The 22944-nt window shown below is 38.7% G+C and carries 22 protein-coding genes; 8 read left to right on the top strand and 14 right to left on the bottom strand.

Translation table 11 applies throughout. The features are described 5' to 3' along the window. The first annotated feature begins 3 nt into the window (after positions 1-3). The 4 genes from EHQ52_RS07470 to EHQ52_RS07485 are packed head-to-tail and all read left to right on the top strand — an operon-like array spanning position 4 to position 2691. A complete protein-coding gene (locus tag EHQ52_RS07470) occupies positions 4-477 on the top strand; it encodes an LIC_10042 family TonB-like protein (protein WP_135614587.1) in 474 nt (157 codons plus the stop codon). Next, a complete protein-coding gene (locus EHQ52_RS07475) occupies positions 470-991 on the top strand; it encodes a UpxY family transcription antiterminator (protein WP_208653461.1) in 522 nt (173 codons plus the stop codon). The genes EHQ52_RS07470 and EHQ52_RS07475 overlap by 8 nt, the downstream gene beginning before the upstream one ends. Before the next feature lie 2 nt (positions 992-993). Beyond that, positions 994-1962, top strand: a complete 969-nt coding sequence (locus tag EHQ52_RS07480; protein WP_135614589.1) for a KpsF/GutQ family sugar-phosphate isomerase — start codon at positions 994-996, stop codon at positions 1960-1962. 6 nt (positions 1963-1968) lie between these two features. Continuing rightward, complete coding sequence (locus EHQ52_RS07485) at positions 1969-2691, top strand: type I 3-dehydroquinate dehydratase (RefSeq protein ID WP_135614590.1); 723 nt, start codon at positions 1969-1971, stop codon at positions 2689-2691. Positions 2692-2695: 4 nt separating this feature from the next. Here EHQ52_RS07485 and EHQ52_RS07490 read toward each other — a convergent pair whose 3' ends face one another. The 7 genes from EHQ52_RS07490 to EHQ52_RS07520 all read right to left on the bottom strand — a co-directional run bounded on the left by EHQ52_RS07490 (position 2696) and on the right by EHQ52_RS07520 (position 11167). Then, complete coding sequence (locus EHQ52_RS07490; RefSeq protein ID WP_135615680.1) at positions 2696-4207, bottom strand: tetratricopeptide repeat protein; 1512 nt, start codon at positions 4205-4207, stop codon at positions 2696-2698. A 111-nt stretch (positions 4208-4318) separates the two neighbouring features. Next, entirely contained in the window at positions 4319-5932 is a 1614-nt protein-coding gene (locus EHQ52_RS07495) for a GMC family oxidoreductase (protein WP_135614591.1), read from the bottom strand. Between the two features lie 5 nt (positions 5933-5937). Continuing rightward, complete coding sequence (locus EHQ52_RS07500; protein WP_135614592.1) at positions 5938-6441, bottom strand: hypothetical protein; 504 nt, start codon at positions 6439-6441, stop codon at positions 5938-5940. Between the two features lie 73 nt (positions 6442-6514). Beyond that, positions 6515-9058: a ribonuclease R family protein gene (locus EHQ52_RS07505; RefSeq protein ID WP_135614593.1), complete on the bottom strand. Its 2544-nt coding sequence runs from the start codon at positions 9056-9058 to the stop codon at positions 6515-6517. After that, positions 9055-9744, bottom strand: a complete 690-nt coding sequence (gene tsaB / locus EHQ52_RS07510) for a tRNA (adenosine(37)-N6)-threonylcarbamoyltransferase complex dimerization subunit type 1 TsaB (protein WP_135614594.1) — start codon at positions 9742-9744, stop codon at positions 9055-9057. The genes EHQ52_RS07505 and tsaB overlap by 4 nt, the downstream gene beginning before the upstream one ends. Continuing rightward, complete coding sequence (gene tsaE / locus EHQ52_RS07515; protein ID WP_135614595.1) at positions 9741-10301, bottom strand: tRNA (adenosine(37)-N6)-threonylcarbamoyltransferase complex ATPase subunit type 1 TsaE; 561 nt, start codon at positions 10299-10301, stop codon at positions 9741-9743. Before tsaE ends, tsaB begins: the two co-directional genes overlap by 4 nt. Before the next feature lie 8 nt (positions 10302-10309). Beyond that, a complete protein-coding gene (locus tag EHQ52_RS07520; RefSeq protein WP_135614596.1) occupies positions 10310-11167 on the bottom strand; it encodes an Hsp33 family molecular chaperone HslO in 858 nt (285 codons plus the stop codon). A gap of 172 nt (positions 11168-11339) precedes the next feature. Here EHQ52_RS07520 and EHQ52_RS07525 point away from each other — a divergent pair, with 172 nt between their 5' ends. From EHQ52_RS07525 to EHQ52_RS07535, 3 genes are read left to right on the top strand one after another with little or no spacing between them, the layout of a single operon-like run. Beyond that, positions 11340-13319, top strand: a complete 1980-nt coding sequence (locus EHQ52_RS07525) for a beta-galactosidase (RefSeq protein ID WP_135614597.1) — start codon at positions 11340-11342, stop codon at positions 13317-13319. After that, entirely contained in the window at positions 13316-14257 is a 942-nt protein-coding gene (locus EHQ52_RS07530) for an LIC_10030 family protein (RefSeq protein WP_135614598.1), read from the top strand. The genes EHQ52_RS07525 and EHQ52_RS07530 overlap by 4 nt, the downstream gene beginning before the upstream one ends. Positions 14258-14274: 17 nt before the next feature. After that, on the top strand, positions 14275-15120 hold the full coding sequence (locus tag EHQ52_RS07535; protein ID WP_135614599.1) for an inositol monophosphatase family protein: 846 nt from the start codon (positions 14275-14277) through the stop codon (positions 15118-15120). Positions 15121-15166: 46 nt separating this feature from the next. On the opposite strand, the gene EHQ52_RS07540 is transcribed toward EHQ52_RS07535, so the two are convergent. From EHQ52_RS07540 to fliG, 6 genes are all read right to left on the bottom strand, one after another. After that, positions 15167-15541 (bottom strand): c-type cytochrome, encoded by a 375-nt coding sequence (locus EHQ52_RS07540; RefSeq protein ID WP_135614600.1) that lies wholly within the window; start codon positions 15539-15541, stop codon positions 15167-15169. A gap of 10 nt (positions 15542-15551) precedes the next feature. Continuing rightward, complete coding sequence (locus EHQ52_RS07545; protein ID WP_167492188.1) at positions 15552-16256, bottom strand: urate hydroxylase PuuD; 705 nt, start codon at positions 16254-16256, stop codon at positions 15552-15554. 146 nt (positions 16257-16402) lie between these two features. Then, positions 16403-17602 (bottom strand): LIC10025 family lipoprotein, encoded by a 1200-nt coding sequence (locus EHQ52_RS07550; protein ID WP_135614602.1) that lies wholly within the window; start codon positions 17600-17602, stop codon positions 16403-16405. A 1-nt stretch (position 17603) separates the two neighbouring features. Beyond that, positions 17604-18107: a hypothetical protein gene (locus EHQ52_RS07555; protein ID WP_135614603.1), complete on the bottom strand. Its 504-nt coding sequence runs from the start codon at positions 18105-18107 to the stop codon at positions 17604-17606. A gap of 118 nt (positions 18108-18225) precedes the next feature. Further along, positions 18226-20160 carry an adenylate/guanylate cyclase domain-containing protein gene (locus EHQ52_RS07560; RefSeq protein ID WP_135614604.1) on the bottom strand — a complete coding sequence of 645 codons (1935 nt, stop codon included), beginning with the start codon at positions 20158-20160 and terminating at the stop codon, positions 18226-18228. 267 nt (positions 20161-20427) lie between these two features. Next, positions 20428-21441 carry a flagellar motor switch protein FliG gene (gene fliG / locus EHQ52_RS07570; protein ID WP_008589915.1) on the bottom strand — a complete coding sequence of 338 codons (1014 nt, stop codon included), beginning with the start codon at positions 21439-21441 and terminating at the stop codon, positions 20428-20430. Positions 21442-21574: 133 nt separating this feature from the next. Here fliG and EHQ52_RS07575 point away from each other — a divergent pair, with 133 nt between their 5' ends. Further along, positions 21575-21937, top strand: a complete 363-nt coding sequence (locus tag EHQ52_RS07575) for an arsenate reductase family protein (RefSeq protein ID WP_100708651.1) — start codon at positions 21575-21577, stop codon at positions 21935-21937. Positions 21938-21951: 14 nt separating this feature from the next. Here the strand turns inward: EHQ52_RS07575 and EHQ52_RS07580 are convergent, their stop codons facing one another. Next, positions 21952-22941 carry an aldo/keto reductase gene (locus EHQ52_RS07580; RefSeq protein WP_135614605.1) on the bottom strand — a complete coding sequence of 330 codons (990 nt, stop codon included), beginning with the start codon at positions 22939-22941 and terminating at the stop codon, positions 21952-21954. Positions 22942-22944 lie beyond the last annotated feature (3 nt).

Consider the following 22944-nt stretch of genomic DNA (forward strand, 5'->3'; position numbering starts at 1 on the left):
CAAATGGGCTCCAGGGTTTCTTTTTTCATTTCTCTCTCTATTCATGCGGCCCTATTTTTATCTTATTATTTGATCCGAAATCTAGGTCCTGAAAATTTTTCAGAACAGATCAAACTAAGCCTCAGCAAAGGCCAAATCCCAAGTTTACATTTTTCGCTTCCTAAAAGTTTGGGAGAAGGACCAGATGCTTCTTCCAATTCAGGCCTGGCGGGAACTCCTGAAGCAGAGATAGAAAGATTTAAAAACGAGATCCATTTTCCTCCAGAAGCATTGGAACAAAGACTAGAATCTGATTGTTCTTGGGAAGTGGTGATTGGTTCTAATGGAGCAGCTAAAAAAGTCACTACTATCAAACCTTGCAAATATAAGGTTTTCGAAACTCAGTTTAGAAGATCAGTTTCTAGCTGGAAATTTCAACTGCCTGAAGGAAATATAATAATTATTCCGGTATCCTTTCGTATTGAATCTGATGAGTGAATCTTCTAAATCGTGGTATGCAGTTTATACCAATTCTAGGGCAGAGAAGAAGTTAGCACTAGAACTTTCCAAAAAAGGAATAACCCAATACTTGCCGATTATTTCGACCAAAAAAAAATGGTCTGATCGGATCAAAATGATCCTGTTACCTGTTTTTCCTTCTTATGTATTCGTAAAAATTGATATAAGAATAGAAAAACTAAAAGTCCTGGAAACTCCAGGAGCAGTAAAGTTTATCTCTATTGGGGAAATTCCTTTCGTAATTGATGAGGAAGATATTGATGCTATCCGCCAACTCGTAACTGAGTATCCGGATAAGATCAAGATCGAAAGAGAGAATATGCTAGCTCCAGGTAAAAAGGTACTTATTAAAAATGGTCCTTTTAAAAACATTAGAGCTAGAGTCATCCGAAAAGGAAGTAAATCGTCTATTCTTGTTTCCCTTTCTGGAATGGATACTACAGTATCTTTGGAATTGGATTCTGAGTTATTAGAAACGGACGAGGAGAGTTAGAAATGGGAAATACATTAGATAAAGTTAAAAAAGCTTTGGACATAGAGATCGAAGCAATCCTCCATTTTAGAGAAAACCTAGATCCAAATATAGAAAAAGCAGTCGAACTCATCTTCCAATCCAAAGGAAAAGTGATCGTAACCGGCGTAGGAAAATCAGGAGACGTTGGTAAAAAGATCGCATCCACTTTATCTTCTACAGGAACTCCTTCGTATTTTCTTCATCCATCTGATGCGGCTCATGGCGATGCTGGAATTTTAGCCCAAGGTGATGTGGTCATCGCAATCGGTAAGAGCGGAGAAAGTGAAGAATTACTTAACCTTCTTCCTACCATAAAAAGTATTGGAGCCAAATTAGTAGGTTTAACTGCAAATCCCCAATCTAGATTGGCATTGGACTGCGATATTGTAATCTTAACTCCAGTACTAAAAGAAGCATGTCCTTTGGAACTGGCGCCAACATCCAGCACTACAATCGCATTGATGTTGGGAGATGCGATAGCAATGGCATTAATGGAACTTAGAAATTTCCAAAAAGAAGATTTTGCATTATACCATCCTGCAGGAAGGCTCGGAAAAAGATTGTCCCTGAAAGTGGACGATGTGATGAGAAAGGGAGACAAACTGGCAAAAGTAAGTTCTGATGCAAGCTTAGAAGAAGTTCTTTCCGAGATCACAAAAAAACTCGTGGGTGCAACAGGTGTCGTGGACCCGAGCGGAAAACTGATCGGATTCGTGACCGACTATGATATTAGAAAATTATTAAATGATGGAAAATTAGATAAGTCCATCAAGGCAAAAGATTTAATGAACTCTAAACCTACTGTATTCGAAAGTGGGATCATGGCTTACGATGTTTTACAATCTATGGAAAGAAGGGAAAAACCTATCTCTGTAGCTCCAATTATTTCTAAAGATGGGGCATTATTGGGGATCGTTTCTATTCACGATCTATTACAGAAAGGACTCTGATTTTCCATGAGCGACAACTCTCAAAAAATAAGGGTCATTCTTACATTGAACGAAGAGGAGTTTTTTGGTTTAGATTCTCTGCCTAAAGCCGATTTTTTAGAGATACGTTTAGACCAATTTCGTTCCGACAAAGATGCTCCAGAAAAGATCTTACAAAAAATAAAAGATCTAAATGCTGCTTGTGTATTCACTTATAGACAACCAGAAGATTCCAGCCTAAAAAGTTTAGGAGTCTGGGATATAGAAAATATCGCACCTTTACTTTCCGGATTAGAATCAGGAAAACATTATATAGATCTTGAATTAGATAAGGACAATCCCGTATTTAACGGAATAGACGAGGATCGATTTGGGATCATCCGATCTGTTCATAGTTTTTCAGGAATTCCAGATTACGAAGAATTACTCTTTTTCTTAAGACCAGTCACGGAAGAAGTTTTAGCAACTGTTAAGTCTGAACTCCCTTTCCAAAGGATTTTTAAAATTGCTGCGCTTCCAAAGAACGAGCAGGAATCGCAGGAATTCCAAGAGTATTCTATTAAACTTTCTAAACTATGCGCTAAACAAAATATTCCAATTGGTTTCTGCGGAATACTCATGGGAGAATCTGGAAAAGAATTCAGGATCTTTCCTGAAAAGATAGGATCTCAATTTACTTATTGTTGTTTGGGAGAACCGAAAGCTCCCGGGCAAGTTGATTTGGAAACTTTATTATCTAAAAGAAAATAAACGACTAGTCCCTATCTTGGGAATCATCGTCTTCTTTATCATCTTCAGATTTTTTATGATCTCTGGTTCCAGCACGAGTTTCCAGAAAATTCTTAAAACTTTCGTCTGATCTAAATTTTTTGAATGTTTTATCTTTTTCTGCGGATGACCAATAGGAAGATTTGATATTTCCGGATTTTTTAATATAGGACATTGTCTTGTCTTGATCATTCTTCTCTGCGTAACATTTTGCTAAGAGATAATAGGCTCCAGCGGAATCTTCTACCTTTTCTAAATGAGCAATTGCTTTGTCTACGGAACCTGTATATAAATAGGTTTTACCTAAATAGAAATTATATTCTCTGATCTCTTCTTCGTCAGGTTGGACTGCATGAAAATATTTAAGAGCTTTTTCGTAGTTTCCGTTGTTTGTATAATATCTAGCGAGTTTTAAGATACCGTCATAATATACATCCGGAAGTTCTTTCAGTTCCGGATTTTCTTTTTCGATAGCGGCACCGATCTCTTTCAGAAGATCATAACCTTCTTCTTTTTTGCCGATCTGTATTTTGCAGAGGCCGATATACATTCGGATCTCTCTGGTTTTTTCCCCGTATTCGAGTGCTTTTTCGGCAGTTTTAATCGCACTATCACAATCCTTTTGCTGCCATTTAATTTTGGTCAGACCGATCAAAGGAAGAACCGTATGCTTATTTGCGTGTGCCTTTCTATAATACTTAGATGCTTCTTCGAAATTTTTCTTTTTATGATAAGCGGCCGCTTGCGTAAGATGTGTATAATAGAGTAATTTTTCTCTTTCAGAAGAGATCTTAGGTTCAATACGATTCAGAACAACGAGTGCATCGTCGTAATTTCCGACACGCACAAGAAGAGCCCCATATTTATAACCGTACTCCACATTCTCCGGTTCATTTTTGACTAATCCGGAAAGAATAGATTCGGATTTAGCAAATTCTTTTTCATTATAATAAGCTAATGCAAGTCTCCATAGGATCTCTTTATTGTTTGGTTCTTGTTTTAATTTTTTCTCGAGACTGGAAACACTTTCCTGTTCAGTTTCTTCTTCATGATAAACAGGTTTACGAGATCCCCCGGAAGAATATCTCTCTTCTGCGGCAGCTCTGATCTTTTGGATATGAGAAAGGTCAGGATCGATCTTCAATAATCGACTGGAATAAGAGAGAACTTCTCCATAATCTCTTTGGTAATTATGATAAAGAATGATCTTTGTAAGAGAGTTTACCAGATCCTTTTTAGGAAGATTTAAACTGACAGCTTTCTTGAAAGCTTGGATGGATTTAGTATAATCTTTTCTGCTCTCATAGATATAACCCATGTACATCCAAGCTTCGCCGGAAGAAGGGTTTCCATCATTATACTTTTGGAATTGTTTGAGAGCCTCTGTGTAGTCTTTTCTGGAATAAGCTTTTTTACCTTCTTTCATGTCTGCGAAGACAGAATTGGAAGAGAAGAATATACAAAAGCAAATCAGCAGAGAAAAGAAGGACTTACCCATACTAGTAAGACCTACATTTTCCCTCCGAATACTACAAAAGAAGGAAGGCATTTATCCAATTTTGGAAGAGAACGCCACGAATAAAGTGGAATTCTCGCCTTCCTAAAGGAATTATTTATTTCCTAAAACCTCTGCCTTTCTTTGAGCCAAGGCTCTTGCAGCTCTAAGATTCACGCTCATGGTCGTAATTTGAGGATTTACCGATAATCCTGTAGGATAAACGGAAGCATCCATTACAAAAATATTCTTATGACCATAGAGTTGGAAATCCATATCCACTGCACCTAAGTCGGCTGATTTAGCTGCTTGGATAGAACCATGAGGGTGAGCAGAACCAATTGCGATCTTTCCTGGCTCGATACTCTTATCCAAGATCCAATCAAACTTAGAATTTTTATCCACAGGGATTGGATCTTGTACATCAGGGAATGGGAATATGATCGCCTTCGCACCCGCAGCAACTTGCACTTCTGCGAGAGATTTCAAACCTTTGAGTAAATTTTTACCGTCGGTAGGAGTAATCTCGAAATAAACTTTTCTTCTTCCCAAGGACCATTTTACAGAAGCATTCGCCTCGCCATCAGCACCATCACGCACTAGCACAATACCTGCGCTCATGTTCGGATACTTCTTCATAGCATCGAATTGTCTCTGTCCATAAAAAGGAATCAGTGAACTCGCTAAGGTAGGACGGAATGGCGCAACTTCTAACCAATAGCCATAACCTGTATTATCTTGGTTATGACCATCTTTGATAACTGCAGATTGAGGAGGTCCAGAGAACATATTGATCGTCTCATCAAAGATCGCAAAGTTCGTGCTTGTAGGATGGACTTTTAAATTTCTTCCCACCCAGTCATTTCCGAGTCCGGATCTTTGCAGTAGTGCAGGACCTTCGATAGCGCCTGCGCTTACGATCACTACTGGAGCTTCGATCACTACTTTTTCCAGAATATTGCTCGGAGCTTTTTCATAAGGATCGGGAGTGAATTCTGCAACTACAGTTTTAATATCGCCGTCTTGGATGTATTGTGCTCTCATATTAGAGATTACAGTCGCACCTGCTTCTATCGCATCTGGGATCCAAGTTAAGAATGCGGATTGTTTTGCATTAATAGGACATCCCAAACCACAACGGCCGAGACCAATACAGCCTCTATTATTATTCTTTAATACTTCCGGATGCAGACCTAATACCTTTCCACCTTTCATTAAGGTGCCATTGTTTGCATTGATCAGATTTGGCGGAACTTCGTGGACACCAATCCTTTCGTGGACTTCTGAAATATAAGAGTCCATTTCCTGTCTTCCATAACCTTTCCAACCGAAACGGGAATCCCATTCGTTAGTCACGTAATCAGGAGGATAAAGAGAAGTTTGCCAGTTTACAGTGGTTGAACCACCTACTGTTCTTCCTTGTAGGATAGAAAGAGTTTGCTCTTCTGCGATGATAAACCCTGCGTCTCTATATAATCTTGCTTGGGAAAGAAATTCATCTCCAGTGAATTTTGCAGGAGTAAAATATCCGCCTTCTTCGATCAGGACTACTTTCCAGCCTGCTTTTGCGAGAGTGGCAGCGACTACTGCTCCTCCAGCTCCGGAACCTATGATAACAGCTTCTGCTTGTAATTTCCAAACTCCGTCTTTGATACCTTTTTCTTTGATCAAAGATTCATGTTTTTCCGGAGTGATGATCTCAGAATTTGCGTTAGGAATTCCGCCCATAGTTCTTAACCTTTATATCCCACTAGTTCGTTATAATCTCTTTCCATTGAAACTAAGAAGAAGGACAACTGGCGCATGATATTATAAGCGCCTCTTTTCAAAGATAAGGAAGAGTTTTTCCAGGAAAGAAGTCGTTTCTCTCTATCTTCTTTGGAAAGCCCCACCATAGAGGTGAAAGAAAAATCCAAAGCGAGAGAAACAAGAGAAGAGCCAGGCAAGAATGCCAATAATTTCAAGACGGACTCTGTATCGATAGGATATGGATGACCATAGATATACTTATCCGCAGCCACTCCCAAGTCGAATCCTTGGATTGGATTTCCTACCAGGAAAACTTCTTCCAATGATTTGAAGGCGAGATATTCAGAATCACTCAATCCATGCAATTTAGGAATTGATCCAGGTTTGCAGGAAGCTTGAGGAACTAGGATAGCCGAGATGGCCGCCGTTTTGAGCAAAAATTTTAGAAAGCGACTACGAGAAACTTTCTCATCCAGAAACGATTCCAATTCTAACTCCTAAACTTTGTTCGAAATAACAAAGTTTGCCGTAACGAATGTTCTGGAATATGTTCGACTTTGTCTATCCTTTCTTTTGGAATTTTTTCATCTTCACGTAAATTTTGATTTCTTCAAAATCAATTCTATCTAATTCAACAGGGAATGTTTCACCTAATGAATATTGTTTGGTATATTTTTTAGAATAGAATGTGAAGTCTGTCTCTGCTTGTAACTCACCTTCGTCTGTGAATTCTATTGCAGGGATGATTGCTTCCACTGGAGGATTATTCAATTCCACAAATGCAACTGCTGCTTTAAATCCTACAAGAGTTGCGGTAAATTCTTTGATTCCTGTTTTCTCTAAGAACCTACAAGCCTTGAGTTTATAATAATCCCTTTCAGAATCAGTTGCCTTTCTTTCTTCGTGAGAAGTATGAAGACCCATTATTTTGATATCTTCCTCGGAATATGGCTCTTGTTCAGAGAGTAGGATACTTTCTAAAACTCTATGACAAACCAAGTCAGGATAACGACGGATTGGAGAAGTGAAATGACAATAGTCTGTGAAACCTAATCCCCAATGCCCCAGATATTCTCCCGAATAATAGGCCTGCATAAAACTTCTCAAAAGAGAAATATTGAACAAACGCTCTGAAGGACTTCCTTCAATCACTTGTAGAACGTGTCGAATGGACTCGTAGTTTGTGTCTTGCAGCTGAGCATTAACTCCATTCAAGCTTAAGAATGAATTCAACATCTCCAGTTTTTCTACATCCATTGGTTCATGGACACGATACAGAGTAGGTCTTTCTTTTTTGCGAATATACTCTGCTACTTTTATATTTGCAGAGAGCATAAATTCTTCGATCAAAATATGCGCCTGAAGTCTATCCACAGGTTTGATCTCTACTACATTATGCTCTGAGTCTGTGATTACTTTATTCTCTTTCAGATTTAGATCTACTCTTCCAGAGTTAAGTCTTCTCTTTCTGAGAATATCTGCAAATTTCATCATCTGGAAAATCCAATTCTTAGGATCTCCAGATTTGATCTCTTCTTCTGCTCGATTATATGTATATCTTTCTTCTACTTTGATTATGGATTTATAAAACTTAGCATGGAAGATTGTCCCGCTCCAGTCTGCTTCCATCTCTACTGTGAATGCCAGTCGATTCTTCTTAGCTACGAGACTACAAAGATTTTCAGAAAGTTCAGGTGGAAGCATAGGAACAACTCTACTTCCCAAATAAACAGAAGTAGCTCTTGCGTAAGCCTCTATATCCAGATCAGAACCAGGTTGTACATAATGAGAAACGTCTGCGATATGAACGTAAAATCGGATCTTCTTCCCTTCATCTATAAAGGAAATTGCATCGTCAAAATCCTTGGAATATTCTCCATCTATCGTGATGGATTTGAGTTCTCTCAAGTCCACTCTGGAGTTCCAATTGTCGACAGTGGATTCATCCACTTCATCTGGAAGTTTTTCCAATTTTACTTCTTCCGGATAGAGGATCGTATAATTGTACTTCATAAGCATTCTCATCAGATCAGTGTCTTCTTTGGTATCCGATTCAAAACGAACAAAGTGAGCTTCGTATAGATTTTTTTCGTGATCAGAATCCTGCTTTAAGGTAACGATCAAAACATCTCCGATATTGATCTCATCTTGCAGATCTTGGAGTAATGTTTTGCGGGGAAGGAAACCTTCTTTCAAATCTCCTTCCATATCTAAGAAGGTCCCGACTATAAATTTATAATCCTTCTCAGTGACCTTCATTCTATAAAGTTCACGACCTCTGCGTAGAACAGAGACAACTTCTCCTTCTAACTTTCCTTTGCGGCCGATACCTGTAGGAAGAATTTCTACAAGATCACCTTGTATTGCAGAAGAAGTGTACTGACCTGGAACGAATACCTCGGTTCCTGTAGTCAGCTTTACGAAACCATCTCCCTTTTTACTTAAAGAGATAGTTCCGCTTAAAGTTTGGTTAGGACGAACGATGATATTCTTTTTTTGGATCTCAATCAGACCTTCTTTTTCGAAGAATATTAAAACTTCTTCCGCAGAACGTTTTTGTTCTTGGGCTTCCCATTTTTCTCTTCTAAAACCTTTTTTCTGTCCTGCATGAGCAATGAACTTAGAGTAAATCTCTTGCATAGAGAGAACCTTTCCAGCGTTAGAACGGAAAAATTTTAGAAGTTTTCTGCCAGGTTCATTTTCTCTTTCCCAATCATGACTTCCTGATTTTCTATCATAGAACTTGGGCTTTGGTGCTGGAACATGTGATTCCGGTTTGGATTCTTTCTTAAACTTAGGAGCCTTAAATTCTTTTTCTTTTTTAGGCGGAGAAGAAGGTGGTGGAGGCGGATCGAATTTCTTATCTTTATGATCTCGCGGAGCTTTTTTTTCGACCGGAAAGATTTCGGACTCGGTGGAGCGGGAAGACTTATGATCTTTTTTCTTTTTAGCAACCTTCTCCTTTGCTTCTCTGAGTTTTTTTCTTAAATCATTATCTTTCGATTCTTTTGGAACAGATCGTGTAGATCCTTTGATCTTTTCAATATTCTCTTTGGTTTTCTTCTTTGTTTGTATTTGTTTAACCATTTTCTTTTTTTGTGTCATGTATAATATACCTTAGGCTTATCATCAGCGTAAGTTCCTCTCAGATAATTCGGAACCAAATGCAAATACGAATGATCTTCTGGTTTTGCTAATGCCTTTTTGATCTCGCTGGACTTCTCTAATATAATCGCTTCCGACGAGGGAAGATTTTCTTTCATATTTGTTCCCGCAAAAAATTCGGGAGAGTCACTGAACTTAATTCCAGTAAGATAAGAGCCTATCCTATCTTCCGGGATGGTTTCCGGAATCAAATCCGGAGCAATGTCTATTGTTCCCCAATAACCTCTGGAGTCTCTTAGACCGAAATATACTTTTCCTTGTTTCGCTTCTATTCCTACACAAACGGGAGATTCTGATTCCGCATAATATTGGCAGGAGTACAATTCTAAACTATCAATTCCCAAAACCGGAATATTCCAGATCTGTGAAAAATTCCGAGCAGTCGCCACCGATATCCTGATCCCAGTAAAAGACCCAGGGCCAGTAGTAGTTACTATTATATCAGGTTTTTCCCAATTAGAAACCTTCAAACAATTAGAAATTTCTTTAATAAGCAAGAGAGAAGATTCTCTATTATGCAATTCTCTATGTTCGGAAAGTTTTTCTAATTTGCCATTTTCCGTTTTAAGATAACAGCCTACTAAGATCCAAGTGTTGGTAGCATCGAAGAATAATATTTTTGTCATAGTATTTTCTCCGAGCTTAAGAAGGACTCGATCTCTAAATCGGACCTTCTCCATTCTTCTCCCAAAAACTCAATCTGTAGATTACGAGTGTCTTCGTCTGCTTCTGCCAAATCGATCTTGATACGGAACTTTCTGTCTTTAAATTCAGGCTCTGCTTTTTCCCACCATTCTATTAGCGAAATCCCTTTACCGTTCCAATATTCTTCAAATCCAAGATCTGGAATTTCTTCCGAAGAACCAATTCTATACAGATCGAAATGAAAGATCTCTAACGGATCTTCCGATTTGTTTTGGATTTGAGGAAACGGATACTCATTCATCAAAGTATAAGTAGGAGAATTTACAAATAGTTTGGATTTATCCAATCCAGGTTTTAATTCATCCAATAAAGCTTTTACAAGTTTAGAAACGAAAGTGGTTTTGCCTGAGCCCATTTTTCCGGAAAGAAGAAGCAGGGGAAACTTTCCTTCTTTCCAGACTGCCGCAAGGATCCCTGCAAGTTTTGAGACAGGGATATCTATAGAATCTAAGGTAAGATTTTCGAACCGTCCTAACATTCTATTTCTTAAAATAACTCTAAGACCTCTGCCTTTGGAAATCTATAGATGGAATTACAGAATTCGCAGGTTACTTCGATCTGTCCTTGCTCTTCTGCAATATCCATTGCTTCTTCTTTTCCTAAATTTTGGATCAGTTCTTTGATCTTCTCTTCGGAACAATCACATCTATATTCAGGTCTTCCGGTTGCCAAAATCTCGAATTTTGTATTCCAAGAAGATTGCAAAATTTCTAATGCCTGAGAAACAGTTCCTTCGTAAACTTTGGATTTTTCCTCTTCTAGTTTGCCGGCTAATTCTCTAACTGCATCTATATGTTCCGGTCTTGCTTCCGGCAATGCTTGTAAAAATAAACCTTTGATCCTCCAATGCAAACCTTCTAATTTAATATAAGCTACTAAGAAAGAAGGGACTTGCTCAGAGTCTCTTAAATAGTTTTCAATATTTGTTTCGAAACTTTGGTTTCTAAAAGGAACTATGGATTGATAAATACATTCTCCGTCTTTCCAACGGAATACTTTTAAAATTCCTAAATTTTCCTCAGAGATCTGTCCAGATTCTATATCTTCTTCCGGGCGATGTCTTAAGGTTGCTTTTAGTCTTCCGTCACGAGTACTATAAGCTAAAACTGAGTGTATCTCAGTATCATCATAAAAGCGGATTTGAACACTTACCTTTGTATCATCTTTTACTAGATCTGCTAAGAAGAATGCGGCAAGCATTGTCCTTGCCAGAAGTTCCGTACCTGCGTCATCGAAACCATGTAAGTTAGATGCTGCGGTTACTGCGTAAGAAATTTCGGCTGAGGAAAAACGAAAGTGAACGTCGGGAAGAATCCCATAATGGTATATGTCGTGATTTTCCATGTAATGTTTGGATTCCCGACCTTGTAGGACGAGGTTCTAATCTATTCTCCCTGAATCGTATCGAAAAGACAGTATTTTTTCCGAATTTCGATGGGATTTAAAGGTTTTCTTTCTGGAAAGATCTTCCCTCAAGAGAATCATCGTCTCTACCTTTTTAACATGCGAGGACCGAATGATTTTCGGAGCTGATTATTATCCTGAACAATGGACTCCCAAAGATTGGGAGGAAGACATTCGGATCATGAAGGACATGGGACTGACCAGAGTCCGTCTCGCAGAATTTTCCTGGGCATTAGTCGAACCTAAAGAAGGTAAATTCGATTTTTCTTTTTGGAAGAAGATGTTGGATCTCTTTCATAAACATAAAATGGATGTGATCCTAGGAACTCCAACAGCAACATTCCCACCTTGGCTTGCTAAAAAATACCCTGATGTTCTCCAAGTGAGAGATGGGGTTTTAAGAAATATAGGAACAAGAAGACAGGCATGTTTTTCTTCTCCGAATTATAGAAAAGCAGTGATTCGGGTCGTGACTAAGATGGCCCAAACATTAGGAAATCATCCAGCTGTAATCGGTTGGCAGATAGACAATGAGATCGGTCACGAAGGGTCAGACATAGATCATTCAGAAACTTCTCTCAAAACATTTCGTCTTTGGTTGAAATCAAAATATAAAACGATCCAAAATCTAAATGATACTTGGGGAAATATTTTTTGGGGAGTGATGTTCAACGATTGGAATGAGATCCCTCTTCCAGGTCCTCATGTGAGTGCAGGATTTAATCCTTCTATGATCCAAGACTTTTACAGATTCCATTCAGATACGATTGTGGACTTTGTAAAATTGCAGTCTGATATTGTTAGAAAGTTTTCTCCTAACAGAAAGCTGACTACGAATTTATATCCTAGTCCTTTTCTTCCTGTGATTGATATGAGCGAATTATTCACTCATTTAGATTACGTTTCTTGGGATAATTATCCTACCTGGGGAGACCAAGAAGAACCTTTCCCTCATCCATTTATCTCAGCGATGCATCAGTACAATCGAGGATTGAAAGATCTTCCTTTCACCGTGATGGAACAAATTTCAGGATTCCAAGGACATGATACCTTAGGTTATCTTCCTGCTCCAGGTCAAATACAACTTTGGATGAAACAAGCAATCGTCCAAGGTGCAGAACAAATTGTATTTTTCAGATATAGAACTGCAAGATTCGGACAAGAACAACTTTGTTATGGAATTTTAGATCACGACAAATCACTGACTGATAGATACTTGGAATTGCAAAAAGGGATCTCTGAGATCTTACCTGAAGCCAAAGATTTTGCTTCGGAACATTTTCCTGCAGATGTAGCTGTTCTCCATGATATTGAGAATGCTAGGAATTTTAAACACCAACCTATCTCTGCCGGTTTAAAACATAGCCCTGTTCCATTTGCTCAAGTTGGCTACGATATTGAGATGGCGACTTGGTTTGCAGGTCTGAATATTCTAAATGTAAACACACATTTCTTACCTATCTCCAAAGCAGACTTTTCCAAGTATAAGGTTTTGGTACTTCCTCTCTATGCAATGGTAGATGATTCCATTGTTAAAAAAATGGAGCAATTCGTTAGAGAGGGAGGTGTTTTAGTTTTAGGATATAGATCAGGATTGAAGGACAAAAATTCCTGGATGTTAGATTCTCAGGTGCCTGGTCCATTCTCCGAAATGGCAGGGGTTAAAGTGAGAAAGTTTGAAGCAGTGGGAAATCGAAACGTTAAGTTCCGATTCAGGGTTTTACCGGGAACCTGCTCCAAAATTTGTGAGATCTTAGAACCTACTACGGCCAAGGTTTGGGCAAGATATTCTGATAATAAGAAATTTTATAAAGGAAAACCTGTCATAACTTGTAATCGATTCGGAAAAGGATCTGTCGTATACGTTGGAGCGAGTCTGAGTCCGATCTCGTTTATGTTATTATATAGAAGAACCTTAAAAATGGCAGGCATTCCTTTTACTTTTTACGGCCCATCAGTGGAGCGTACTTTTAGAAAAGGAAAGTCCAAAAACTACGAAATTTTTATCAATCATTCCGGTAAGAAGGCTCTTGCCGGTTTCAAGCTACTCAAACCATTTGAGGTGAGGATCCTGCCTAAAACGAAAAAATGAAGCTAAGTGAAGTTAAAGAATTAAATAGACTCTTACGAAATAATTCGAATGGGAGAAATAAGACGAATTCCATTTATGTGGATAATCTTCATACTTCCTTCGTTGAATTCGAAGAAAAATTTATTCTACCTTCTACTTCTGTTTTCGAAATAGAGTTTAGCGCTGCAGAAGATTTTCTCAAATCTATTCTGCAATATGCTCCTGAGTTAGTTGCAGATTCTCTTGTTCTTCCTGAACCCAGACCTAAAAGAGATATTGATCGTTTATTTCTGATCAAACCGTTTTACACAGAAGGAGAAGTCTTCAGAGAAAATTCTCCAGAAGTATGGAGAGAGAAACTTCCCCCATTTGCAATCGTTACCAGTTTTCACCTGATGCATCTTGGTGGAGCTCCCAAGGAAGATATATATGCACAAGCTTCTCAAGGAAAAACTATGTCCGTTTACACCAAGAGAGCTTACTTCACCGTTCGCGTAGTTCCCTTAGATTCACTTACAATTTTGGAAGGAGCAATCATAGATTTTACCGCTAAAAGATACCAAGAATCGGATTTTATGGTTCAAATTTCAAGAGAACCTGGCGAAGGGATTCGACATACATATTTCGGGATCTTTGAAGAGATCGATTATTCTAAACAAGTCAATCTTATCCATGAGTCTCTCGGGATCACTCCTTCAGATTGGACTCTAGGAAAAATATTCGCTCCTTTAGCGGTGGAATACCTTACTTTAACGGCCAGGTTTCTGGATCCTTCTCTAGACAAGATCGCAAAGGATTTTAATTCGTTTCACCAAGTTGTTGATCTTTTGTTAAGACCAGGCAGCATGACCTTAGAAGAATCTGCCCGAAATTCATTCTTCGCTTGGCTCCGATCTCATAAATCAGAGAGGATTATTTCCCCCTCGGGGAACATGGCTTGGAAAATTTTACGGGTATAAAGGACATAAGCCCGAACATGGAATCCTTAGCACCTCCCATAGATTTCCCTCTTGAAGAAGTGAAGAAGAGAGTGAAATCAGTCCAATCCGTATCCGGGCTTATATTGGAATCCGCTCGTAAACTCCAAAAAGAGATCCGTGTTTTCGGGATCGTAAGTGACTCCGAAGAAAAAGACCGTATTCATAAAGCGGACGAATTGATGGGAAAATTCCTGATCGATTTTATCCGACAAAACTTTCCAAACGACTCAATCATCTCCGAAGATTATTTCAAACATGACGGAAGCAATTCTTTCCGTTGGGTTTTAGACCCTATCGACGGCTCTATGAACTTCGTAAGAGGAATCCCTCTTTATTGTGTGTCCGTTGGTTTAGAGCATAGAGAAACTCCAGTCGCTGGAGTTGTATTCGCACCTGAATTGGACACACGTTACTCTGCAATCTTAAGCCAAGGTGCATTCAAGAACGGACTCAGAATTGATGTCTCTAATACAGATGCACTTGCAAGATCTCTTTTGGTATCCAGCTTTCCTACAAACAGAAAGGAAATTTTGAACGAAGTTATCTCAGACATCACTGCATTTATCAGCTGCGGTAGATCCATGAGAAGGACAGGATCTTTTGTTTTAGATACTTGTTGGGTCGCAGAAGGTGTACTCGATGGGATCTGGGAGAAGGGTGTAAAACTCTGGGATACAGTAGCAAGCTCAGTGATCTTAACAGAAGCAGGCGGCAAACTTACTGACTTTCAAGGAAAACATTTCTTATCCGGCCAAGCAGAAGTAGTAGCTTCTAATGGAAGAATCCATAAGCAGATCATCGACATTCTTAGAAATGTTCGACTCTCCATCGGACGAAATTAAGAAGAAGGTACGGCGAGCGGAAACCTTCTCGCCGAAGCTAAACTTCTTACTGCTTCAAAAACTCTTCTAAAGATTTTATCTGAGCTTCAGTAAAATTAAACCGGGTCATCGCAGTACTTTGGCGTTTAGGAACATATCCAGGAGGATATTCTCCTCTCATTCTTGCTTCTAATAATTCATAAGAAGAATTTGCCACAGAAGGTCCAACAGCCCCATCCAGTTTTGGATTAGCATTATGACAAGCTAGACAGTTTGCCATATACAATCCTCTACCAGCTTCTGCTTCTGGAGAAAGAGGTTTAGATTCTTTACATAAAGAGAATGTTGCTGCGAAAATAGCTAAGAGTAGAAAGCTAAAAAAAGAAAGGCGGTGATTACCGCCCTTCTCGCTTCCACTCCGATTGATTTGGAATGGGTTCATTCAATATTCCTTAAGCAGTTAAAAGAACTTCCATCAGAACATAAGTAACTAAAGCAAAGATCACTCCGCTAGTAATTACTGCTTTTACGGTTTTGATTGGCTTAACAGTAGGTCCGTTTTGGTCTGCTCTTAAAGCATTTACTTCAAAGATCACAATCAAAAGTACCATAATTCCAAGGAAAACTCTTAACTTCTCTGGGCTATAGTTAATAGGAAGGTTACGAGCCGCTCCCATAGCAAATAACATTGGAATAGAGAAGAAAGTGTTAGTTCTAGAAGCTACGAAAGCGCGGTTTGCATTAGGAGCAGGATCCACAGTGGTCTCTCCTTTAGCTTTCGCGATCACAACTTTTTGATTCGGCCAGATAACGAACCAAACGTTCGCCCACATTACCGTTCCGAAAAGTGCACCTACTAGAATTACTACTACCCATTGGGAATTATGCGGAATGCCTTGCGCTCCGAGTGCGATAGCGATCATCGCAATACCGGACAAGAAGGTAAACATAGCGCCCCAACGGAACCACCATAATGCGCGTGGAACTAATTTCTGAGTTGCGTTCTTCTTTGTATCCGCATCGGTTTCGTTGAAGAAAGGACCTTGTACAAAGTTAAAGTAGTACAACATTCCAATCCAGGTTACCCCAGCTAAAAAGTGAATGTACTTAACTAAGTAATAAAGCCCGTTCGTGGTGGTAAACAGGGTAAATTCCATGATTCCTCCGAACACAGTTCTAAAAATATTATTCGGTCGTTAACCGAATCCGATTAGGATTATTTGTGAAAGAGGTCCAGTCAAGCAGTTTTGGAAAGTTTCTAAATTGGTTTTACGAACTTCAAGTTTACTTGAAGTTTTGAGGATCATCTACCTCTTAAATCTAATACGATATTTTTTCCAAGCTCAGTAAAAAAAGAAGGCTCATCATCTTCGTCACTCGACTTGAAAGGAAGAAAACGATCTCTGAAAATTTCAGATTCAGTAGTAAGTAGAACCTTGGTTTTGTTCCCGTTACGCTTGGTTTTATTTTCGAAACGTGTCCCACCCTTACCATCAGACCCTTCTACCAAAAGTTTAAAACTTCCTTCGGCATATTCGTCCATATTTCCAGGGATGAAGAAATTCACTGCACCAGGAGGGAAGATAGAAAGAAATCTACCACCTATTGTAGTCTCAGGGATCTTACTATAAAATCCTGTGACAGTATCTGTATTTCCAGAACGACTAAATTTAAGAGTATATCCTAGCCCTCGAATATCTATCTTTAACCCGAAAACATTGATAAACATATAAGTTCTGAGATGTAAAGTTTTGGGAGAAGACCAGTAACCCTTAGGAGATTCAGGAATTCCTAATATAATTTTTTTTCCTTCATTGTAAAATTCCCACCCTTTAGAAAAACCGTTTGGTTGGAATAACTGAAATCTAAAAGCAACCTGACTCAAACGTTTATTCCATTTTTTATAAGCTAGCGGGAATTGTTCCTTCATTCTTTCTGAAAGTGTATACATCAAAAAAAGTTCACCATTTTCTCTTTTAATCTCACAATCAAATTGATGGCATAAAAATTTTTGAAGAGGAGAATGTTCTAAAATTGTATTCGGCTCTGCCTTGCGAAGATATTGTACGGACTCTTCTATCAATGGAAAAATATCGAATACACTCACTTCTGGGGAAATCATCTCAACAGTTCGAGTGATCCTATAAGTCGGCTTTGTAAAAAATTCTGTAGGTTCTGTTTTTACAAAAATTGAATAAGGACTCTCTGGAAATACAGAAAGGGGAGAATCTGATAATTCTTTTCTGAAACGGCCGCCACTCTCGCTTAACCGAAAGGAAAGAGCAAGATACCCATCCTTCTTGTAAAACTTCTCCTCTGAATCTGCTTCTGGATTTCCGTATAAAATCCCGCGAACTGGATCGTCTTTGAATTCAGTTTGGATAAAATCTTGGTATTTAAAATATCTTTCGAAGTAATCGGCAGCATGTGGATTCTTTTTTATACACCCAAAGAAGGGAAAGACTAACAAAAGTGAAAGGCAGGAAGAGATCTTTATATTCATTTTATTTTCCGCTTCGGATCAGTTTATAAAGTTCAGAAACTTTTGCATCATCTACAGACTCGAAATATTCTTTGTGGATGAGCATGCCTTTCGGAGAATATACTCTCAAAAACGATTTTCCCTCTGCTAAACCGTTGGATAAAATCCCTTTCTTATCCAACAAAATACTTTCGTAATCTTTCTTCTTTTCTTGGAGAATATAATCAAAAACTTCAGAAGGAGCGTTTTTTAAATTCAAATAAGCGGAGAAGATAACACGATCCTCATCTTTCAATAATGTCTGCATTTTCCAATAGATCTTGCGGCCGTGTTTTCTGCAAAGGATCACATCTTTAAAACCGCAACCGAGTAAAAAGTACATATTTCCTTTTACAGTCGATGAACTGAAAACTTTTCCTTTTTGATCGGCCAATTTGAAATCCGGGAGTTTTTCTTTCTCATCAGCGCTCAATCCGAAAACAGAGAGAAGCAAAACTATAGAAACGATTCCGATCTTATACTTCATGTGTTAGAATTTCCTATTTGAATGAGGTTAAATTCGGATTACAAAACCGAGCAAACATCTGACAGGAGAAGATTTTATACGTTCCCCAAATTTTAGAAGAATAGATTGAAATTGGAAATTATTTTCTGTGAAGCCTGAAAATCCCATCCCAATCTCCTGGAGGAGCCTGGCCAAGGATCATTTTGGTTCTTTTAGCATACAGTTTTACGATATTGTCTGTAGGCTTTTCTTTGTATAATTCCTTAAAGATAGAGAAAGCATTCTTGAATTGGCCTGCTTTATAGAGAGCGATCCCTTCATTCAGTTTCATTTTGGAGCCTTCTTTCCAATCCACTGATTCAGGTTCGTCCGCCTGAAAGACTTCATATAAGATGACCGGCTGAGTCTTACCTTTTACGATAACTGTATCTATCTCTCTTGCCATTACATCCGATAACAAATTCAAACGTAAGAAAGTATGATGGGTTACTAAAATTTTACTTTTATAAAAACCAGAAAGACTTTGGACTCGAGAAGATAAATTTACAGTATCACCTACAACTGTAGTATCAATCCTTCTCTCACTACCTACAGTTCCTAAGATCAAAGGCCCAGTATTAACTCCGATTCCCAGATCGGCGCCGATCCCAATTCCATCATTTAGTGATTCTACATAACGGACCATATCAATCGCTGACTGAAGAGCGTTGTCAGCAGAGTTGAAATTCTCCTTCTCCGCTCTATCGCTATGATCGGAGAATAATGCCATAATCGCATCACCGATATACTTATCCACGAAACCTGCATTCTTAAATATAATATCTTCAAATGCAGAGAAGTATCTATTCAGATATTTTATATTCTCATCTGGACTCAGCTTTTCAGAGACAGAAGTATAACCTCTTAAATCCGCAAAGAATACAGACATCGTCTTTTCTTTAGAGTCGCCTATTTTGATCTCAACAGGACTTTCTCTATCTAAGATAGAAATAAATTCGGAAGGAACGAATCTGTAGAATGCATCTCTTTGTTTTGCAATCTCTAAGTTGAGAGCTTGAGATTGTTTGTACAAACTCACATATCTAGAAACCAAAAGGCTAATGATCACGAGAATGAAAACAGAGAAAGAAATCTTAAAGAAAGGATAATGGAATCCTGCAATCTTAGTCATCGCATCAATCGTATCCCAAAGTCCAAAAAGACCACAAACCCCAATACCAACTGCAAGTTTAACTGAATCAGGTTTTTTCAAACGGATCGCATTTGCAGAGAAGAAGATCACATACAAAAGCATCAAAAACAGTAGAATTTGGAAAGCAGTCAAATTCGGAAGAACATATTTATAAGGAAGAACCCAGTTTGCTAAGAACAAAATCCCACTTAAAGCACAGAATGTACGAATGATCCAAAACTTTCCTTCTTTTTGGTAAAAGAAATCTTTAGCAAAAAGCATAAAGATAGGAACCATTGGAATGAGAGCTGAAATTTCTCCTCTAAAGAAAAATTCCGTATCAGGACCGCCAGGAAAATTTATAAATTTATTATATATATGAAAAGTGGTAAAATAAAAATATACGGAAGAGAAGAGGGAGAAAAGACCAAAATACAGATAATAAATATCCTGCTTTCTGGTTACGAAGAACAGAACATGATAGAACCCGAATATAAAATAGATCCCAAAAAGAAATATATCAAAGTATTCTGAGCTTGAGTTATAAATTTCTTCGAGAGAAGAGATCCTAAAATTTTTAGGATGATAAAATCCAAAATGATCATTTGCTTTTATAGGATTGCTATCTGCCATTCCCATAAAACGTATTTTCAGATCGTTTTTACCTGCCCTTAAGATCCCATGATGAAGAGGAATGATTAGACCTTTTACGGATCGGTTCTTAGTAAGTTGTCCGTCTTTAGGTTCATACCATTCTTCTCTAACTATAATTCCATTCAGAGAAATTTTCCAGTTCTCGCCTATATCTGAAATATAGATTCCTGCCGGGATCTTAAGTAAGTCGTCTGTTTTATCTAAATTAAATTCTGTTTTGATCTCAACTTGGTGAAGACCAGAATCCATCGGGATCTGGAAAAGACTATTAAATGTCCAAGGTAAATTCGGAAGAGGAGTCCAATCTTCCGAAGCAGCTTCCAGTTTTTTATTTTTAGGTTCCGCTTTCTTTTCGGCCGGAGTTTCTGTTATAAGTCTTCCGACCCATTCTAACTCAGAGAAATCTATTTTTCGAACAGGTTTAGAGTCGGAGATACAACCAAACTGAGAAACCAGTAAGGTTACACAGATCCAGAATACAAATCGTTTGTGAGATATATGGTCCAGGTTCGGACCTCACATAACGAGTTCGTCTTCGCCAGCACGTGCGACAACGATGTCTCCGGATTCTTCCAGCTTACGTATAATGTTAACGATTTTTTGCTGAGCGTCTTCCACGTCTTTAATACGAATAGGTCCCATGAAGTCCATATCCTCTCGGAGTAGGTTCGCGGCACGTTTGGACATGTTCTTGAAGATCTTTTCTTGAACTTCTGTGTCCACAGATTTGAGAGCTTTTGCTAGATCTGAGTTGTCTACTTCTCTTAATACTTTTTGGATCGCGCGGTCGTCGAGTAATACGATATCCTCGAATACGAACATTCTCTTTTTGATCTCTTCTGCAAGTTCAGGATCTTCTTCTTCCAGAGCTTCGATGATTGTTTTCTCAGTTCCCCTGTCCACAAGGTTCAAAATTTCAACGACTGAATCAATACCACCGGCAGAGGTATAATCCTCACTCGCCAATGTAGAAAGTTTTCTTTCTAATACCCTCTCCACTTCTCGAAGAACGTCCGGAGAAACCCTGTCCATGGTAGCGATCCTTTTTGCAACTTCTGCCTGAATAGTATGAGGCAAACCAGAGAGAATGCTGGATGCCTTTTGAGGATCTAAATAAGATAAAATTAATGCGATTGTTTGAGGGTGCTCATTCTGGATAAAGTTTAATAAGTGTTGAGGGTCAGTTCTACGAATAAAGTCGAAAGGACGAACCTGCAAACTCGAAGTGAGTCGATTGATGATATCGATCGCTTTCTGGTTACCTAGAGCCTTCTCTAATAGTCCCCTCGCGAAGTCGATACCTCCGTTCGAGATAAATTCCTGAGCCATCATAAGCTCGTTGAATTCTACGAGGACCTTCTCCTTATCCTCAGGAGTGATCTTGTCTAAACGTGCGATCTCGAACGTGATCTGTTCGATCTCGTCTTCACGTAGATGTTTGAAAATTTCCGAAGATACGTCGGACCCTACGGCGATTAGAAAAATGGCCGCTTTTTGTCTTCCGGTTAGAGAGGTCTTTTTATTCAGCACTTCGAGAGCGTCCTAAGGAATACTATCGGCAAAACTTTCCATTTTCAAGGTAAAGTTTTTTTGTCGGTTCCGGCTTGCAAAGACGACATAAATTCCCAATTTGGAAAGGGAAAGCTTTGTAGGAGATCCAACCGTGAAGTTGAAAGTTTACGAATACAAAAACTGCAGCACATGCAGAAACGCCCTAAAATTCCTGGAAGGTAAAAAAGTCGATTTCGACAAGAAGGCAATCCGGGAAACCCCACCCACCAAGGCAGAACTCAAAAAAATGCTGGGGTATGTAGGCGGAGACTCCAAAAAATTATTCAATACGTCCGGTGGTGATTACAAGGAACTAGGTCTTAAAGACAAACTTTCCAAAATGAGCCTGGACGAGCAGTTCGAACTACTTTCCGGAAATGGAAACCTGGTAAAAAGACCTTTTGTATTAGGGGAAAATTTTGGATTAGTAGGTTTTAAAGAAGAAGAATGGAAGGCTGCTTTAAAAACTAAATAAGCCTTCCTAATCGATTATCTTCCTACAGAACCCATACTAGTAGCCGGATAACGTAATCCGGCCGCTGCATCTTTAGGAGCAGCTGAATTGATCCTGTCTAGATCTTCTTTAGATAATTTGACAGAACTTCCTCCAATATTCTCCTCCAGATATTTACGTCTTTTGGTTCCAGCAATCGGAACTATATCTTGTCCCTGAGCAAGAACCCAAGCCAATGCGAGCTGACCAGCTGTAACAGATTTTTCGTTAGCGATCTCTTTGATCTTAGCCACTAGTTCTAAATTCTTTTGGAAATTCTCACCTTGGAAACGAGGTGAGTTCCTTCTAAAATCGTTTGGATCCAGATCTTCAAATTTTTGGATCTGCCCAGTTAAAAATCCACGGCCAAGTGGGCTGTACGCTACGAATCCAATTCCGAGTTCTCTACATGTTTGTAAGATACCATCTTCAGGATCTCTAGTCCAAAGAGAATATTCAGTCTGTAAAGCAGAGATAGGATGTACCTTGGCAGCTCTTTTGATTGTATCAATCCCTGCCTCAGAAAGTCCTATATATTTTACTTTTCCCTGTTTTACTAAATCCGCCATTGCACCTACAGTTTCTTCTATAGGAGTATCTGGATCTACTCTGTGTTGGTAATATAGATCGATTGTATCCACACCTAAACGTTTCAAACTTCCTTCGCAGGCTGCTTTTACATATTCAGGTTTTCCATTATATCCTCTTTTATAAGGATCATTTGGATCTCTCATGATACCGAACTTAGTTGCTATCACTACTTGGTCTCTTTTACCTTTGATAGCTTTTCCTAAAAGTTCTTCATTTATATGAGGACCGTACATATCCGCTGTGTCGAATAATGTAACTCCCAACTCTATCGCACGATGTATGGTTGCAATGGATTCAGTATCATCTGTCTTTCCATAAAAATCGGACATTCCCATACAACCCAATCCTTGTTCGGATACGAGTGGACCTATCTTTCCCAATTGTCTTTTTTGCACGAT

Origin of the sequence: Leptospira koniambonensis, assembly GCF_004769555.1 — a bacterium.
GTDB classification, from domain to species: Bacteria; Spirochaetota; Leptospiria; order Leptospirales; family Leptospiraceae; genus Leptospira_B; species Leptospira_B koniambonensis.

Excerpts from the sequence above, each read along its gene's own strand:
- EHQ52_RS07470 (WP_135614587.1), top strand. The coding sequence starts at position 4 with ATGGGCTCCAGGGTTTCTTTTTTCATTTCTCTCTCTATTCATGCGGCC.
- EHQ52_RS07475 (WP_208653461.1), top strand. The coding sequence starts at position 470 with ATGAGTGAATCTTCTAAATCGTGGTATGCAGTTTATACCAATTCTAGG.
- EHQ52_RS07480 (WP_135614589.1), top strand. The coding sequence starts at position 994 with ATGGGAAATACATTAGATAAAGTTAAAAAAGCTTTGGACATAGAGATC.
- EHQ52_RS07485 (WP_135614590.1), top strand. The coding sequence starts at position 1,969 with ATGAGCGACAACTCTCAAAAAATAAGGGTCATTCTTACATTGAACGAA.
- EHQ52_RS07490 (WP_135615680.1), bottom strand. The coding sequence starts at position 4,207 with ATGGGTAAGTCCTTCTTTTCTCTGCTGATTTGCTTTTGTATATTCTTC.
- EHQ52_RS07495 (WP_135614591.1), bottom strand. The coding sequence starts at position 5,932 with ATGGGCGGAATTCCTAACGCAAATTCTGAGATCATCACTCCGGAAAAA.
- EHQ52_RS07505 (WP_135614593.1), bottom strand. The coding sequence starts at position 9,058 with ATGACACAAAAAAAGAAAATGGTTAAACAAATACAAACAAAGAAGAAA.
- tsaB (WP_135614594.1), bottom strand. The coding sequence starts at position 9,744 with ATGACAAAAATATTATTCTTCGATGCTACCAACACTTGGATCTTAGTA.
- tsaE (WP_135614595.1), bottom strand. The coding sequence starts at position 10,301 with ATGTTAGGACGGTTCGAAAATCTTACCTTAGATTCTATAGATATCCCT.
- EHQ52_RS07520 (WP_135614596.1), bottom strand. The coding sequence starts at position 11,167 with ATGGAAAATCACGACATATACCATTATGGGATTCTTCCCGACGTTCAC.
- EHQ52_RS07525 (WP_135614597.1), top strand. The coding sequence starts at position 11,340 with ATGATTTTCGGAGCTGATTATTATCCTGAACAATGGACTCCCAAAGAT.
- EHQ52_RS07530 (WP_135614598.1), top strand. The coding sequence starts at position 13,316 with ATGAAGCTAAGTGAAGTTAAAGAATTAAATAGACTCTTACGAAATAAT.
- EHQ52_RS07535 (WP_135614599.1), top strand. The coding sequence starts at position 14,275 with ATGGAATCCTTAGCACCTCCCATAGATTTCCCTCTTGAAGAAGTGAAG.
- EHQ52_RS07540 (WP_135614600.1), bottom strand. The coding sequence starts at position 15,541 with ATGAACCCATTCCAAATCAATCGGAGTGGAAGCGAGAAGGGCGGTAAT.
- EHQ52_RS07545 (WP_167492188.1), bottom strand. The coding sequence starts at position 16,256 with ATGGAATTTACCCTGTTTACCACCACGAACGGGCTTTATTACTTAGTT.
- EHQ52_RS07550 (WP_135614602.1), bottom strand. The coding sequence starts at position 17,602 with ATGAATATAAAGATCTCTTCCTGCCTTTCACTTTTGTTAGTCTTTCCC.
- EHQ52_RS07555 (WP_135614603.1), bottom strand. The coding sequence starts at position 18,107 with ATGAAGTATAAGATCGGAATCGTTTCTATAGTTTTGCTTCTCTCTGTT.
- EHQ52_RS07560 (WP_135614604.1), bottom strand. The coding sequence starts at position 20,160 with ATGGATTCTGGTCTTCACCAAGTTGAGATCAAAACAGAATTTAATTTA.